17 protein-coding genes are annotated in these 17,041 nt (G+C 43.6%); 12 read left to right on the forward strand and 5 right to left on the reverse strand.

What is annotated here, in order from left to right; translation table 11 throughout:
* The first annotated feature begins 17 nt into the window (after positions 1–17).
* On the forward strand, positions 18–2,720 hold the full coding sequence (locus tag A0256_01240) for an ATPase (protein ID AMR30137.1): 2,703 nt from the start codon (positions 18–20) through the stop codon (positions 2,718–2,720).
* On the opposite strand, the gene A0256_01245 is transcribed toward A0256_01240, so the two are convergent.
* Entirely contained in the window at positions 2,717–3,784 is a 1,068-nt protein-coding gene (locus A0256_01245) for an AI-2E family transporter (GenBank protein ID AMR34389.1), read from the reverse strand. The genes A0256_01240 and A0256_01245 overlap by 4 nt on opposite strands.
* Before the next feature lie 363 nt (positions 3,785–4,147).
* Between A0256_01245 and A0256_01250 the strand changes: the two genes are divergently transcribed.
* The 6 genes from A0256_01250 (at position 4,148) to A0256_01275 (ending at position 11,323) form a co-directional block, all read left to right on the forward strand.
* Positions 4,148–6,664, forward strand: a complete 2,517-nt coding sequence (locus A0256_01250; GenBank protein AMR30138.1) for a haloacid dehalogenase — start codon at positions 4,148–4,150, stop codon at positions 6,662–6,664.
* Positions 6,665–6,777: 113 nt separating this feature from the next.
* Positions 6,778–7,632, forward strand: coding sequence for a phosphate ABC transporter substrate-binding protein (locus A0256_01255; protein AMR30139.1), 855 nt, complete (start codon positions 6,778–6,780; stop codon positions 7,630–7,632).
* Entirely contained in the window at positions 7,629–8,519 is an 891-nt protein-coding gene (locus A0256_01260) for a phosphate ABC transporter permease subunit PstC (protein AMR30140.1), read from the forward strand. Before A0256_01255 ends, A0256_01260 begins: the two co-directional genes overlap by 4 nt.
* Complete coding sequence (locus A0256_01265; GenBank protein AMR30141.1) at positions 8,516–9,361, forward strand: phosphate ABC transporter, permease protein PstA; 846 nt, start codon at positions 8,516–8,518, stop codon at positions 9,359–9,361. The genes A0256_01260 and A0256_01265 overlap by 4 nt, the downstream gene beginning before the upstream one ends.
* A complete protein-coding gene (pstB, locus tag A0256_01270) occupies positions 9,354–10,115 on the forward strand; it encodes a phosphate ABC transporter ATP-binding protein (GenBank protein ID AMR30142.1) in 762 nt (253 codons plus the stop codon). Before A0256_01265 ends, pstB begins: the two co-directional genes overlap by 8 nt.
* A 128-nt stretch (positions 10,116–10,243) precedes the next feature.
* Positions 10,244–11,323 (forward strand): glycosidase, encoded by a 1,080-nt coding sequence (locus A0256_01275; GenBank protein AMR30143.1) that lies wholly within the window; start codon positions 10,244–10,246, stop codon positions 11,321–11,323.
* Positions 11,324–11,687: 364 nt separating this feature from the next.
* Here the strand turns inward: A0256_01275 and A0256_01280 are convergent, their stop codons facing one another.
* Complete coding sequence (locus A0256_01280; GenBank protein ID AMR30144.1) at positions 11,688–12,374, reverse strand: dimethylallyltransferase; 687 nt, start codon at positions 12,372–12,374, stop codon at positions 11,688–11,690.
* A 26-nt stretch (positions 12,375–12,400) separates the two neighbouring features.
* A complete protein-coding gene (locus A0256_01285; GenBank protein ID AMR30145.1) occupies positions 12,401–13,396 on the reverse strand; it encodes an NADP-dependent oxidoreductase in 996 nt (331 codons plus the stop codon).
* Between the two features lie 232 nt (positions 13,397–13,628).
* Between A0256_01285 and A0256_01290 the strand changes: the two genes are divergently transcribed.
* From A0256_01290 to A0256_01310, 5 genes are all read left to right on the forward strand, one after another.
* Entirely contained in the window at positions 13,629–13,847 is a 219-nt protein-coding gene (locus A0256_01290) for a hypothetical protein (GenBank protein ID AMR30146.1), read from the forward strand.
* 142 nt (positions 13,848–13,989) lie between these two features.
* Entirely contained in the window at positions 13,990–14,217 is a 228-nt protein-coding gene (locus A0256_01295; protein ID AMR30147.1) for a hypothetical protein, read from the forward strand.
* A 71-nt stretch (positions 14,218–14,288) separates the two neighbouring features.
* On the forward strand, positions 14,289–14,687 hold the full coding sequence (locus A0256_01300; protein ID AMR34390.1) for a cupin: 399 nt from the start codon (positions 14,289–14,291) through the stop codon (positions 14,685–14,687).
* A gap of 279 nt (positions 14,688–14,966) precedes the next feature.
* On the forward strand, positions 14,967–15,527 hold the full coding sequence (locus tag A0256_01305) for an AraC family transcriptional regulator (GenBank protein AMR30148.1): 561 nt from the start codon (positions 14,967–14,969) through the stop codon (positions 15,525–15,527).
* Between the two features lie 166 nt (positions 15,528–15,693).
* Positions 15,694–16,257, forward strand: coding sequence for an AraC family transcriptional regulator (locus A0256_01310; protein AMR30149.1), 564 nt, complete (start codon positions 15,694–15,696; stop codon positions 16,255–16,257).
* A 70-nt stretch (positions 16,258–16,327) separates the two neighbouring features.
* On the opposite strand, the gene A0256_01315 is transcribed toward A0256_01310, so the two are convergent.
* On the reverse strand, positions 16,328–16,516 hold the full coding sequence (locus A0256_01315) for a hypothetical protein (GenBank protein ID AMR30150.1): 189 nt from the start codon (positions 16,514–16,516) through the stop codon (positions 16,328–16,330).
* A complete protein-coding gene (locus tag A0256_01320; GenBank protein AMR30151.1) occupies positions 16,513–16,965 on the reverse strand; it encodes a pyridoxamine 5'-phosphate oxidase in 453 nt (150 codons plus the stop codon). The genes A0256_01315 and A0256_01320 overlap by 4 nt, the downstream gene beginning before the upstream one ends.
* Positions 16,966–17,041: the final 76 nt, after the last annotated feature.

The raw sequence follows: 17,041 nt of genomic DNA on the forward strand, positions 1-17,041 counted from the left end.
AATAACTCCAATCCGGAATGCTAGTGAAATATCCTTTAAACCACCCCTATTCACTAGCCACCGGCGAGGTCATCACGCTGCTTCAGACTAATCCCGTTAAAGGCATCACGCAAAATGAGGCAAGTAAGCGATCGCAAACTTATGGGCACAATACTTTTAAAACCCAAAAGCAAAAAAGCCTTTGGTGGATCATGCTGATTCAGTTTAAAAGCCCGATTGTTTATTTACTGGTATTTGGCGCAGCTGTATCTATTTACTTTAAAGATGTTTTAGAAACTATAGCCATACTTGTTGTTATTGTGATTAATGCCCTTATCGGCTTTTTCATGGAAATGCAGGCCAGGAGTTCCATGAATGCATTAAAAAAAATGGATGTTATACTGGCCAAAGTAATTCGTGGTGGTAAAACAAGATCTATCCCGTCGGAACAACTGGTTCCCGGAGACCTGGTACCACTGGAGGCGGGAGATATAATCCCTGCCGATGGGCGTTTAGTAGCTGTGAGCCGCCTGCAATGCGATGAGTCTTCACTCACAGGAGAATCACTCCCATCCGATAAAACTATTGAAGCGTTGCAAGAAGATACTGTTATTGGCGACCAACACAATATGGCGTTTAAGGGAACTTCTGTAATCAATGGTAACGGAAAAATGGTAATTACGGGCATTGCTGCCCAAACTCAGTTAGGTACTATAACGTCACTGGTGGATAGTGCTGCTGACACCGTCACGCCGCTGGATAAAAAGTTGAATAAACTTAGCCGTAAGCTGATCTGGATTACTTTGGTTATGACTGCAATTTTTGCAGTAACAGGATTTATCCAGGGCAAAGCGCTATTAACGATCATAGAAACCTCCATCGCCCTGGCCGTGGCTGCCATACCAGAAGGTTTGCCTATTGTTGCCACGGTAGCATTATCTTACGGCATGCTATTGATGGCAAAGCGCAACGCAATCGTGAAAAAGCTTTCGGCGGTAGAAACACTGGGCAGTACAAGCGTGATCCTGACGGACAAAACAGGTACCTTGACAGAAAATAAAATCTTTGCGGACACTTTCGCTTTTCCCGATGAAAGTGTAAAAGTTCATATAGCAGATCATCAATTAAAATTCCCGGACGGGGCGATCAGGTTAAGCGCTGAAAACTTTGATAAACTCTTACTGATTGGGATCCTGTGTAATAATGCCGTATTAAGTACGAATGATACGGATAATAGTGTTCCCAAACTATCAGGCGATCCCGTTGAGGTAGCCTTGATAAAACTTGCTAATGCCGCAGGTATAAACACCTTAACAGTCCTGAAAACCTACGTACGCATAGGCGAAGTACCCTTTAGTTCGGAGCTGATGATGATGGGGACTTTGCACAAAACGCCCCACGGGGATTTTGGGGCCGCGAAAGGTTCGGTGGAACGGTTGCTTGAAAAATGCAGCCAAATACAATCAGGAGCCCAAATTAAAAAGATGGACACCCTGTCGAAAGAAGCGATACTGCTCAAGTCAGAACAAATGGCGGCTGCGGGATTAAGGGTACTGGGTTTTGCCTACTGTGTGGACAAGAAGATGGATGACAACGATTTTTTGAATAATCTGATCTATGTGGGCATGGCTGGTTTCCTTGATCCGCCCCGTATGGACATCAAAGGGGCAATTTTAGACTGCCGTAATGCCGGGATCAAGGTAGTAATGATTACAGGAGACCATCCCCAAACAGCCTTGAACATTGCACGAAAAGTTGGCCTGATAGAAAAAGTCAATAAACAAGTAATCACCGGTAAGGAATTACCTAATAGCGACCTGTTAACTAAAGAATGGCGGCAACGCATATTGGATACTGCTGTTTTTGCGCGCGCATCGCCCAAGCAAAAGTTGGAGATAGCAGATGTGTTTCAACAGGATGGCTCCATAGTAGCTATGACCGGCGACGGGGTTAACGATGCTCCGGCATTAAAAAAGGCCGATGTCGGGATCGCTATGGGTATCAGAGGAACGCAGGTAGCTAAGGAGACAGCCAGTATCATTTTAAAGGATGACTCATTTACTTCAATTGCCGAAGCAGTTGCACACGGACGTGAGATATTTCAAAACATTCAAAAGTTTGTAGTTTACCTGGTCTCCTGTAACCTGAGCGAGATCTTTATTGTCACAAGCTTGGCGGTTATTACACCTGCCGCTACGTTACTTCCCCTGCAGATACTGTTCCTGAATATGGTTACCGACATATTCCCGGCACTGGCGTTGGGTTTAGGTTCCGGTGATCAAACCGTTATGCAACGACCGCCCCGTGATCCGAAAAAAAACATTATCACCAACAAGCAATGGCTGGTTATAGCGCTTTACGCCGCAGCGATGACCTCGGCAGTAATTATTGCGGTGGTTTATTGTCGTGAGGTGCTTCACGCGGATGACCGGGTATGTAACAACGTAGCTTTTATTACACTCACCTTTACTCAGCTATTCCACGTGTTCAACATGTCTTCCGGTGGGTCTGCCTTTTTAAAAAATGAGATCACCCGTAACAAATTTGTATGGATCGCGCTATTTATTTGCGGCGGACTAACTTTGATGGTATTTGCGGTGCCCGGCATGCGAGCTGTGCTGGGCTTAGCGGTACTTCCTTTGAAGTTTTGGTTAATTGCCATCTCAATGAGTTTACTCCCTTTAGTGGTTATTCAGTGCTATAAAGCTATCCACAAGCGCAAGCTAAAAAAGGCGCTTTAAACATTAAGCCGGCTCTTTTGGGGCCGGTCATCGCCCAGTAATACACCCCATTGTTTATAATCCCCGGTGTGGTCAAATACTATTTTTAATATAGAAAGTACAGGCATAGCCAGGAACATACCTGATATACCGGCCATAGTTCCGGCAATGATGATCCCGACGATAGAGACCAGCGGATTAATTTTGATCTGCGAGCCAACGATACGCGGCATCAGAATATTGTTATCAAGCAGTTGTACAGCAGAGATAGCCGCTAAAACGATCAATACATCGGAAATGCTTTCTGAGGAGGCAAGCGTTAATAAAACCCCAAGGATATTGCCTATCAATGCCCCCAGGTATGGGATAAGGTTCAGGAAGGCAAAGATGATCCCTATCAATAAAGCGTTTTGAATACCAAACGCCCAAAGTGTCCCGGCAAGCAGGATGATAATGTATGTGATCTGTATCAGTAAACCAATGAGGTAACTTTTAACCATGTTTTCAGTCTGACGGACGGTTTCCTCTACAGTTTGGTATTCTTCTTTTTTAAACCACATCAGCACAAACCTTAAAAAAAGATTTCTGTACAAAAGGATCAGGTAAATGTAGATGGGTAATAACCCGATAAATATAACAATCCCCGATAGTGAACCTGCTGCACCACTCAGCAGCCCCCCCAGCGAACTAAATAATTTTTGGCTTTGGGTATTAATGAACTTAAGCTGTTCTGCGGAGGAATAGGCAAATGAATTGCTGATCCATATACTTAAGCTATCGAGGTGTTTGGTTACAGTTCGTTGGATCTCTGGAAAGTCTGCAACCAAGGCTGCAACCTGGCTGGAAAACAACCAGATGATCAACGCCAAAACAATAGTCAGCAAAAGGATCGGCAGCAGTACCGCGATAGCTTCCGGCAGCTTTAATCTTTTAAAAAAACGAAAAACCGGCAAAAGCACCAGGCTGAAGAAAAATGCCATTAAAAGGGGCATAATAATCGTACTCCCGGTCACAATAATTGTTCCCAGAACAAATAGGCCCATTAACTCTATTGCGCGTTTAACCGTTGGCGGCATGTCTCTGATCATAAGGAAAATTTATTTAAACCGTTTTTAATTGTTAGCCAATTTAAGCCTTAAACCTTGAACAATAGCATTTTGCAAGTGATTGATATCAGCCCCCTTAGTGACTATCGTCATTAAATAAAGATCCTTAAAAGACGAGCTTTATACGATGATAAACTTCCGTTATTTACCTGAAATATTAGCCATGATTATTTAAAATGGTTCCTGAATTAGGGTAAAGACCGCAAACTGTTTAAAGGTTCACAACAAATAGTAAAACCGACGATGCCGCGGGATCATCGTGACGCGATATTTAAAAATTGATGCTAATACCTGCTCTCCGCCAGTTTAAACAATCTGGTCATAGCATTAACATAAAGATTCATGGTAATAGATAACTTTAAAACGGAAGGACTCACTGATCTTGAAGTGGAAGCATCCAGGTTGAAATATGGATCGAATAGCCTTACTTTTAAAAAAGAGAACGGATTTATTGATGCCTTGAAGGGGCTGGCGAAAGAACCCATGGTTATTTTGCTATTAGTTACATCGGGTATTTATTTTATCAGCGGCAAAACCGGCGATGGTATTTTTTTAGCTGCTGCCATAATACTGGTTGCCGGTATTTCTTTGTTTCAGGATTCACGCAGCCGCAACGCCCTGGAACAGCTCAAAGATTTTAGCCAGCCGGTGTGTAAGGTGATCCGGAACGGTGCCGTTAAAGAAATTAAAAGTGAAGAGATCGTAATTGGAGATAGCCTGATGGTTGATGAAGGGTCTTCCATTCCGGCAGACGGTACGATCCTCCACTCCAATGATTTCTCCGTTAATGAAAGCATTCTTACGGGTGAAGCATTAGCCGTCTATAAAAACCTCTCTGCCACCGATCCTGCAATTTATCACGGCACTACGGTGGCCAGCGGGTCGGCCATTGTAACCGTAACAGCCATTGGTAATCAAACCCGGCTGGGGAAGATCGGCAAAAGCCTGGAATCGATAGTGGAAGAAAAAACGCCACTGGAATTGCAGATCAACAATTTTGTTAAAAAAATGGTGATCGCCGGCATCATCGTCTTTCTGATCGTTTGGTGCATCAATTATATCCGCTCCGCAAATGTTTTAGAAAGCCTCATCAAAGCGCTTACGCTGGCCATGAGTATCCTGCCGGAAGAAATTCCCGTAGCTTTCACCACTTTTATGGCGCTGGGTGCCTGGCGGCTGATGAAGATGGGTATCGTTGTAAAGCAAATGAAAACCGTAGAAACGCTGGGCAGCGCCTCGGTGATCTGTACCGACAAAACCGGCACGATCACCGAGAACAAGATGCAATTGGCTAAACTTTACACGCCTGAACAAAACATCATTAGTTCTGCAGACGGCGCGCTGACCGGCGCGGAAAAGGAAACCATCTCCCTGGCCATGTGGGCTAGCGAGCCATTGCCATTCGACCCGATGGAAATTGCCCTGCATGAGGCGTATTCCAAAATAGCGGTTGTTGATGATCGTCCTGACTATCAAATGATCCATGAATATTCATTGAACGGGCAGCCCCCCATGATGACGCACCTTTTTCAAGATCACCGGGGTCATCGCATTATAGCCGCCAAAGGTGCGCCGGAAGCCATCATGGAGGTAAGTAATCTGCAGCGCAAGGAAAAAGACAAAATAGCGTTGGCTATCAAACAGTTATCCGGAGAAGGATACCGGGTGCTGGCTGTCGGACAAACCGTTTTTGAAGGAAACGATTTTCCGGTAACCCAGCAGGAATTCAAATTTACCTTTAAGGGGCTGGTTGCCTTTTATGATCCGCCTAAAAAGAATATCGCTAAAGTGCTTTCCGGGTTTTACCGTGCCGGTATTGCCGTGAAGGTAATTACCGGTGACAATGCAGAAACCACGAGGGCAATTGCCGGGCAAATTGGCCTCCATGGTTCCGAGGATGGAATAACAGGCAGTGAACTGATGAAGTTAAGTGAAGGCGAACTGGGGAGCAAAGTGGAATCGGCCAGTATATTCAGCCGGATGTTCCCGGATGCCAAGCTAAAGATCATCAATGCGTTGAAAGCAAAAAACGAGATAGTCGCAATGATTGGCGACGGGGTCAACGATGGACCGGCTTTAAAAGCGGCGCATATTGGTATTGCCATGGGGCAAAAAGGCACCGAGATCGCTAAACAGGCGGCGTCATTGATCCTGCTGAAAGACGATCTTTCGAAACTGGTTGACGCGGTAGCTATGGGGCGGCGCATTTATGCCAATCTGAAAAAGGCCATTCAGTATATCATATCCATTCATATTCCGATTGTGCTGACCGTTTTCATCCCGTTGGCATTAGGATGGATATATCCCAATATATTTTCGCCGGTTCATATTATCTTCCTGGAACTGATCATGGGGCCTACCTGTTCCATCATCTATGAGAATGAGCCCATGGAGAAGAACACCATGCTGCAAAAGCCAAGACCTTTCAGTGCCACATTCTTTAACTGGAAAGAATTAATGACCAGCGTTGTACAGGGATTGGTAATAACGGCGGGGACGCTGGCAATTTACCAATACGCAGTGCGTACCGGTGCCGATGAACAGCTTAGCCGCACCATGGTGTTTACATGCCTGATAGCTGCCAATATACTGCTTACATTGGTGAACCGATCGTTCTTCTATTCGCTGCTCACGACCATACGGTATAAAAACAATTTGGTTTTACTGATCATATGCATCACTGTACTTATTACAGCATCGTTGATCTACGTTAAACCATTTGCAAGGTTCTTTGGCTTCGAGCAGCTGAGCTTAAAGCAACTAACAATAAGTGTAAGTGCCGGCTTCCTATCGGTAACCTGGTTTGAACTTCTTAAATGGCAGAAACGACTGTCTGCCGCAAAGGCCGATAAACATTAATCTATGATGAACAGAAGAGTTTTGGCAGACCTGACGGCAATACCTGGTATTTTACGTGCAATTGGTGTTATACTTTTAACAGTAACAACATATAAGGATCCTACTTTGTAAATATGAATAAGTCTGTCATAACTTACCTACCGTACTTATTTATTGCTTTGTTTGCTTCCTGCAGCGATGCCGGAAAATCAATTAAAGTTAAGGGCTCGGATACCGAGGTTAACTTAGCCGTAAGCCTTGCCGAAAATTTTTACAAGGTACATCAGGATTTCAGCGTGGCAATTTCCGGGGGCGGGTCTGGCTTAGGTATTGCATCGCTGCTTAACGGGCAAACTGATATTGCCAATTCATCGCGCCCATTAAATGCCGAAGAGCTATCTCTGCTAAAGGTTAAAGGTGTACCTATCCGGACGATAATTTTCGCAGAAGACGCTACAGCCTTTATTGTTCACCGGGATTTTCCGCTGGATGTTATTGATATCGCAACGCTAACCAAAATTCTAAGCGGACAATTTAAATCATGGAAACCGCTTACGGGGCAGGATATTCCTATCAGTATTTATGGGCGGCAAAGCAATTCAGGAACACATTCTTTTATCAGCAAAAAGTTAAACATTCAATTTAGCCGGGATGCCAAGGAAATGAACGGCAATGCCCAGATCGTAGAAGGCATAAAGCACGACCGATCGGGCATTGGGTATGTTGGCGCGGGGTATATACTACACAATGCAAGGGAACAGCCTGTCAAAGTATTAAAGATCATGTTAAAAACCGGAAGTACTGCGATATCGCCTTTAGATGTAAAAGCAATTTCAGCGGGACTGTACTATTTTCAGCGGCCGCTTTACCAGTTCATTCCGGTTGCATCCTGGAACAAGGTGGCAGCATTTATTGCGTTTGAAAAAAGCCCGGCGGGGCAAAAGATCATCACTACAGCAGGTTACTATCTTATCCCTATAAAGCCATGAAGTTAGCATTCAGAGAGAAAACGGATCAGTTTGCCAGGTTACTTTTCGGGATGACCGGCCTTATGGTGATCGCAATACTGGCCGGGATATTCTTAATGTTGCTGTGGAATACGGTGGCGTTCTTTTTGAAAATAACACCCTGGGATTTTATCACTGGCACCCAGTGGGCTCCATCGGGAAACCCAGCTAACTATGGTATGCTGCCATTGCTGGTAAGTACCACGCTGGTCACTTTCGGGGCAATGTGCATTGCTATTCCTTTGGGTATTGGCACTGCTGCTTTTCTGTCAGACTATGCCGGCAATAAGCTGAAAAGCATTTTAAAACCGGCCATAGAGATGCTGGCATCCGTACCCTCTGTGGCAATAGGGTTTTTAGGTATTGTTGTGCTTGGGCCTGGTATTGCGGGCATAACCAGCCAGTCCAACGGATTAAACGCATTAAACGGGGCTGTTTTACTAGCCATTATGTCGCTGCCCACCATCATCACCATTACCCAGGACGCGCTGCAGGGAGTACCCAACGCTTATAAAGAAGCCAGCTACAGCGTTGGCGCCAACCGCTGGCAAACGTTGGTGCAGGTAACTATACCTGCTGCGGCCCCGGGCATACTTGCCGCTGTGATGCTGGGAGTTGGCCGTGCCATTGGTGAAACCATGACCGTGCTGATGGCCACGGGCAACGCCTCTGCATTTCCAAAAGGATTTTTCCATTCGGTACGTACCATGACGGCTACTATAGCGATAGAAATGGGTGAAGTACCCTATCAAACAACCCATTATTACGCACTGTTCGCTATTGCTGCCGTACTGTTTTTAATGACGTTGGTAGTTAATGTTGTAGGAGAACATTTTGTTAATAAATACCGCAAATACCAGGCTGTATGATCAAGAAAATAACACCGTTTGTGGAATGGGGTACGCTGTTGGTGAGTACAGGCCTGGTGTGCTTTTTTCTCGTGGCTATCCTGTGGGATCTGATCAGTAAAGGGGCCTCCTCTTTGTCCTGGGGATTCATCAGCACGTCACCTACCGATGGTATGACTAAAGGCGGCATTCTCCCTGCCATCATCGGCACTGTTCTACTTACTTTGATCACGGCGCTGATGGCAGCACCCTTTGGTATTTGCTGTGCCGTTTACCTGAATGAGTATGCTGCAGACAATTGGCTCACCCGGATCATCAGGGCTTCCATTCGTAATTTGGCCGGTGTACCATCAATTATATACGGCCTGTTCGGGTTAGCATTATTTGTACAGGGCCTGCATATGGGCACCTCGCTCCTCGCCGCAGGCTTAACGCTGGGTTTACTTTCACTGCCCTATATTATCATTACTACAGAAGAAGCTCTGCGTCGTATACCCAACCGCATGAGGGAGGCCGCTTTGGCAGTTGGGGCTACCAAATTTGAATCTATACGGGATGTGGTGCTGCCCTCTGCCGTACCTGGTATGCTAACCGGCCTGGTATTGACGCTCTCCCGGGCTGCCGGAGAAACTGCGCCTATACTTTTTACAGGCGTTGCTTTTTATATCAATAAGCCCGCGGGCTATTTAAACCAGGAGTTTATGACACTTCCTTATCACCTTTATATGCTATCCACTCAGCACCAGGCTATTGAGCAGGTAAGGCCTTTAGCTTATGGCACGGCGCTGGTATTGATCATCGTAGTGTTCTTTTTAAACCTAACCGCTTTTTACATCCGTTATCAGCATAGTAAGCATGAATAATGAAAATATCAAATTATCGGCAATAGAAGCAAACCTGTGGTTTGGCAGCAAGCAGGTACTAAAAAACGTTAACGTGGATTTCCCGGAAAAAAGAATTACCGCACTTATTGGCCCGTCGGGTTGTGGCAAAAGCACCCTGCTCAGATGCTTTAACCGGATGCACGATCTTGCGAACGAGGTTAGGATAACGGGGAAATTTCTATTAGGAGACCAGGATCTTTACAAGGGCCAGCTCTCTGCTACGGAAGTTCGCAGACGTATCGGCATGGTGTTTCAACAGGCTAATCCTTTCCCCAAAAGTATTTACGATAATATAAACTATGGTTTAAGGATCAACGATATCCCGAATGCAGAACGTGCTGAGATTATCGAAAATGCATTAAAGGAAAGTTATATCTGGGATGAGGTGAAAGATGACCTCCAAAAGCCAGCTACCAGGTTATCCGGGGGGCAGCAGCAGCGATTGTGTATTGCCCGGGCTGTAGCGCTGCGGCCCGATGTGATACTGATGGATGAACCATGTTCTGCGTTAGACCCCATCAGCACCGCAAAGATCGAAGAACTGATCCTAAAGCTCAAAAAAGACTACACCATCGTGATCGTTACCCACAATATGCAACAGGCGCAGCGCATTGCAGATAAAACTATTTTTATGTACCTGGGAGAAATTATTGAGACGGGTGATACGCGGCAAGTTTTTAACTCACCTGATCATGAACTAACAAAAAACTATGTGAAGGGGCATTTTGGATAACTTATCATTTGCCGTAATCAAGTACGCCATCCGAAACTTTGCTAACCTATTAGGGGGGCAAACTAATTTACTTAAATAACACTAATATACTGCACGCCATTCTTACTTTATATAGCCAACAATTCAGCATGACTGATTTTAAATTGCATCGCCTTGGAATCATCATGGCATCGGAGCCCGGAAACGAAATGGAAGCAGAAGGAGTTTTAAATCCGGCAGCTGTTCGCGGTCCGGATGGCGAATTATATTTATTTCCCAGGATGGTTGCGAAAGGGAACTATTCAAGGATCGGCATTGCAAAAGTGATATTTAATGAACTTGGCGATCCTATCGGTGTCAAAAGGCTGGGGCTTGCTTTAGAACCTCAGGCTGATTACGAGATGAGACCCGGAGGCGGGGGCTGCGAAGATCCGCGGATCACCTATTTCGAGCCGTTGAAAGAGTATGTTATGACTTACACCGCTTTCTCCGCCAACGGCCCAAGAATTGCTCTGGCCACCTCTAAAGATCTTTTCCATTGGACACGTTTAGGGCTTGCTGATTTTGCCGACTACAAATACATTCAATTTAATAACGTCAACAATAAAGATGCCTGTATCTTCCCTAAAGCTATGATCAGTCCTCATGGTCATCCATCTATGATCATGCTGCACCGGCCACTTTTCCCTGGTACATCGCCGGAGGACATTATGCATGACCCTGTAGACAGGCGAATAAGGGATCATCATGAGTGTATATGGATCTCCTACAGCCATTTGCATAAAAAAGAAAATCGGGTAGAAGGTCAATTAGAAGAGTTTGAATCTAATAGTCCGCTGGCATTACCAGAGGCGCCATGGGAAAAAATTAAAATAGGAGCCGGCCCCCCCCCGGTTTTAACTAAATATGGCTGGCTGCTGATCTACCACGGTGTTCACGTGACCCGCACCCTTTCCGACGATCCGCATAACCTGGTTTATGCTGCAGGGGTTATGATCCTTGATATTGATCATCCCGAGCGGATACTTTACCGGTCTTTAACCCCTATACTCAGCCCCGAAACAGTTAGCGAGCGTGCCGGACAGGTTGACAACGTTATATTTCCTACGGGAATTGACCGGCGCGATGACTTGGGCATGCCGAACAGGTTTGATATTTACTATGGGATGGCTGATAATTGTATTGGCGTTGCCAGGCTAACGCTACCTGATGAACTCCCGAAAAGATGAAGTTATTTGTCCATACCGTAATAACTTGATTGGATCTGAAGGTTTCCGTAAACAATAGTATTTGAGCCGGCACCAGCGTTTAAAAAAGCAGGTCATATTGCTTTCATAACTGACCAGGGACCCAGGCAATATCGCAAGCGATCTAATGACAAGCGATAATACAGGTGCTAAAGTAATAAGGACCACCAGTTGACAGGACGGCAGCATTGTTAATTTTGACGGCAATTAAATTAGCACTATACTCCCTAGGATTTGAACTACCTCATTTTTCAATACTTCCTGACCCGACGAAAACAGTCTCCGGCATCCCCGATGGAAATATGCCAGAAACTGTTATGAATAAGAAGTGGCGATTTTTTTAAGGTTATTGCTCGCCGGCTAAAACTTTCAACAATAATTTGGCGGCTTCTTCTGAGGATGCCGGGTTTTGGCCGGTGATCAATAAACCGTCTTGCAGGATGTAAGACCCCCAGTCCGGCCCTTTGCTATATAGCCCGCCCAGTTTCTTTAACTCATCCTCCACCAGGTAGGGAACAATATCAGTTAACTGAACAGCCGCTTCTTCGGTGTTAGAAAAGCCGGTAACCGCTTTGCCTTTAACCAATGGGTTTCCATCGGCGCTTTTTACTTTCATCAGCACACCCGGAGCGTGGCAAACAAGCGCAACAGGTTTGTGGTGCTCAACAAAATCTTCAATCAATTTAATCGAGTCATGATCATTAGTGAGGTCCCACAATGGCCCGTGTCCGCCGGGATAGAATACAGCATCGTAATGCATTTCATTCACCGTGTTTAGCGGAAGCGTTTGCGCCAATTTATCTTTCAGATCCTTGTCGCTATCAAATCTGTGCGTTGCGGGTGTTTGCGCATCCGCGTCTTCACTTTTGGGGTCTATGGGCGGTTGGCCGCCTTTAGGTGATGCCAGCGTTATTTCTGCTCCGGCATCAGCCAGTACGTAATAAGGTGCTGCAAACTCCTCTATCCAGAATCCGGTTTTCTTGCCTGTGTTTCCCAATTCACTATGGGATGTTAGTACCATTAATACTTTCATAATTGTGCTTTATAATTTTTGTAAGATCATATTTTAACGATCATTTTCCCTTCATTGCTGCCTTCAAACAGATCCAGAAATGCTTGTGGAATATTGTCAAAGCCTTCATATATAGTTTCTTTGTAAGTAAGTTTACCCTCCATGAGCCAGGCCGTTAGTTGTTTTGTTGCTTCCGGGAATTGGGCTGAGAAATCACTGACAATAAACCCCTGTATCAGTGCGCTTTTTTTAACAAGAACAGGTTGTATATAAGGGCCCATTGTCCGTTCAGGATGGTTGTATAATGAAATCGCGCCGCACAATGGGATTCTTGCGTGTTTATTTATATTACTCAATACATCATCAGATATTTTGCCGCCCACGTTATCAAAATATATATCAACCCCGTTAGGGCAGGCCGCCAGAATGGCCTGACCCAGATCTATCGTATTTCTATAATTGATCGCTTCATCAAAATTAAACTTTGTTTTAAGCAGCGTCACCTTCTCATCCGAACCAGCAAGGCCAACAACCCTGCACCCAAGCAGCTTACCCACTTGCCCTGCTACGCTGCCAACAGCACCGGCTGCCCCCGATACAACTAAAGTTTCCCCAGGCTTTGGTACGCCAATATTGGTGAGCCCTAAATAAGCGGTGAGCCCCGTCATACCCAAAATACCCAGGTAGGCCGTTAAATAAGCGGGATCATTCGGAATTACCCTTAAACCGCTCCCGCCCGATACCTGGTACTCCTTCCAATCCAGATTGCCCAAAACAAAGTCGCCTATTTTAAAGCTCGTGTTATTAGAATCAATCACCTCGGCTATGATGCCCGATTGTATTGGTTTCTCTAATTCAAATGGAGGGATATATGATTCTGTATCATTCATCCTTCCACGCAGGTAAGGATCTACCGAAACATAACGGGTTTTCAGCAACACTTCACCATCATCGGCAGTTGGTATTTCTTCTGTATTAGTCTTGAAATCACTGAGGGAGGGTTTCCCTGCCGGTCTCCTGTAAAGGACAATAACTCTATTCATATTAATTATAACAATAAAAAGCGATAAAAAACTTTAACCATCACCTGGTTAAAGATGGGCCATCAAATTCAATTAGACATTACAAAATCTAGAGAATAGCTTACATAATTCACACATTGATATTAGGATTTAAGGTGTGAATGATGTAATTAATTAAAAGAATTGCATAACAGATCAGTTGTTGAAAGAAGTCAGATTTGTAGTGTTATATAAATAAACTATTAAAAGGAACATTATGTTTTACTACAACAATTTTTGGGGTATGGATCTTATCTGGTGGTTCATTTGGATCATGCTGCTGATCTGGATCTTTGCCATACCCTATGATATCCCCTTTCAGCGAAATTCGAAAAACGGCCCTCTGGATATACTGCAAAGGCGGTTTGCCTCCGGCCAGATAAGTTTAGAAGATTACAATGAACGGAAAAAGATCATCCAGAGCGATCTGTAAGTCAGAATAACTAGTTGTATTCCAAACTTTAATCAGGCCCCAAAAAGTGCGAATCATGTAACCTAAAAAATAGAATTTCGTAATTCAACATTCGTCAAAAGGCAACAATTTTGGTGATACAAATTAAATTAAACAATAAAAGATGTTTTACTATGACAGCCTTGGCGGCATGAACTTTATTTGGTGGTGTGCATTGATATTGCTGCTGCTTTGGATATTTGTTACCCCTTACGATATTCCAGGTCAGTGGCGTAAAAAGCCCGGCCCCTTCGCCAACTTACAAATGCGACTGGCCACAGGTGAAATAGGGCCTGAAGAATACCACGAAAGAAAAGGCCTTATAGAGATCGAAGCGATCAGACATAGCTGATAAACAGCAATTTTGCCTTAACCATAAAAACTATCAAAATGAAGAACAGTGAAGACCAGCAAACAAAACCGATGAAAGGTTTTAGTGCACCAATTGAGGCCGTTGTATTGGAGAACAGTAATTTCCGCAAGGTATTATATACTAGCAATCACCTGCAGGTAGTACTCATGAGTCTGCAGCCAGGAGAAGAAATTGGTGAAGAAATACACAATGCCAATGATCAATTCTTTCGTTTTGAAAGTGGCAGCGGGAGATGTATAATCAACGGGAATATTTACAACGTAAAAAATGGGGATGCCATTGTTGTGCCTGCCGGAGCAAAGCATAATGTGATCAATACGGATGCTGAAAATGAATTAAAAATGTATACAATTTATGCCCCTCCGCATCACAGGGACGGCATCATACGTGCAACTAAAAAAGATGCAGAGGAAAATCCGGAAAAATTTGAAGGAACAACTACTGAGTAGTTACTAAACTGCCACAATTACAAAAAACAGGGTGCTGACAACCCTGTTTTTTTGGTTTACCCATAATTTAAATTTTAATACCTGGGTTAACTGCTTATTTATGACTTAAAACATTATCGCAGCTGATGATGGTCATATCACTAAGTGTAGTTTTTCTGGACATTTGATTAATGCCAAAAGGCAGCATCATCAGCTATGAAACAACCGATTATCCGATATTCCACTCTCCTCATCTTTATTACATCGCTACCCAGGCAGCTTCTAAATCAGTAGTCTGAAATGAAGATCTACCTAAAAAATATGGTTTGCATCCGCTGTAAAATGCTGGTTGAACAGCAGCTCAAAAAACTTTCTATTCCATATAAAACAGTTGATTTAGGCGAAGTACAAATGACTGATGCTATTACTGTGGAACAATTGGCAGCCTTTAAGTCGGTTTTGCAAAAGTTTGGTCTAGAAGTTTTGGACAACAGGAAAAGCTTATTGATAGAAAATATTAAAAAAGTGATCGTAGAAATGATCGAGTATGAGGAATTACCGGTCAAACTTAATTTCTCCAACCTACTCAGTAAAAAACTAAACTACGATTACACTTACATGGCCAATCTTTTCTCAGAACTTGAAGGAGTAAATGTTGGGCACTATCTAATCACACATAAAATTGAAAGAGTAAAAGAATTATTAGTCTGCGATAAGCTTTCACTCAAAGACATATCATACAAAATGCACTACAGCAGCGTAGCTCACCTATGTCATCAATTTAAAAAAATAACCGGCTTAACGCCTTCACACTTTAAAAGAGTTAAAGAGCAGTCGAACTTAATGGGGTTGACAAGCTAAATACAGTTCTTTTTTTTATCCATATCCATGTTAGCGACAAAGAGCATCAACATAATGGATGTAAATGAGCCGTTTCAATCAAGGTACCATCAGCCGCAGCGCACTTATATTGCAGCCGGTGGCATTTTGACATTTCCTCTTATATAACAAGCCGATACTTTCAAACATGAAACTTTACGTCAAAAACATGGTCTGCATCCGTTGCAAAATACTTGTCATGCAGGAACTCAAACGGCTCTCCTGCCATTATGTAACCGTAGAGCTAGGCGAAGTGGAGATTGTAGAGGATTTTTCAGCGGCGCAGCTGATACTATTTAAAACGACCTTGCAAAAATATGGCCTGGAGTTGATGGACGACAAAAAGAGCATCCTGATCGAAAAAATCAAAAAGGTAATTATTGAGCTCGTACATTATGCTGATGAACCGGCGAAAATCAATTTTTCCAACTATTTAAGTGAAAAGCTTAACCATGACTATACTTATATGGCAAATCTTTTTTCTAGTGTAGTGGGAATTAATATCGAGCATTACCTGATTATTCATAAAATTGAAAGGGTGAAGGAATTATTAGTTTACGATGAGCTATCGCTTACTCAAATAGCAGATAAGCTACATTATAGCAGCGTGGCCCATTTATCTAACCAGTTTAAAAAGATCACCAGCCTTACACCGTCTCATTTCAAAAAAAGCAGCGAGAACCGGCAAAAGGGCTTGGTAAACCCTTGCTGAAATTTGTAAAACACACTCAAAAAAGCATCTGCCATAGCTATATGTGCCAGGCAGATGCTATAAAAGAGGATTAATCAATAATGAGGCTTAGTGTAACAGGAAGTTGGCTTTTATGTAATGGTAAGCGCAGAACATTCACACCAAAAATTACCGCTTTGGTAAAATTTTGCATCACTAAATGCAATAGTAACCGAGGCTGCAGTTCCATTTTTTTATCCTTTTGGATGGTCTGGCCGAAGGTCTTTAAGATAGAAATCATCTATTTTCAAACCGGCCTGTTTTTTTATGAAGAATGATCTTATACATGATCAATTCAATCGTGGTTCCGATATCACCTTCCTCATCTGCAAAACCATGCTCTCTGGTAACAGAGTCGTCGATAATATATGGGGTAACCCTGTCTGTCAACTGCTGCAATACATTTTGCTGTTCAACCATATCGGTAATCTCTTCAAACCTCCCCCAGGCAATCACAGTTTGCCAATTGGTAATATCCTTGATGTTCTCTACCTCGAAACATACTTCTGGATTTTCCCGCATCATACTGATCTTCATCCCTTTTGCAGAATGGCAGTAAATATTCGCCCCGTCATACACATAATTTACCGGAACTATATATACCATTCCGGCTGATTGGCAGCCAATCCTTCCTGTCAGTTCGGTTTTCAGTAAGGCATCTATTTGAATATCGTTGAGTTCTCTTAACATTTTCTTAATTATTGCTTTTACAATTAGATTTTATTGGCTTAGCTAAATACTGCTGCAATAATTAATATATCATGTG

The organism is Mucilaginibacter sp. PAMC 26640 (assembly GCA_001596135.1).
Lineage (GTDB): Bacteria > Bacteroidota > Bacteroidia > Sphingobacteriales > Sphingobacteriaceae > Mucilaginibacter.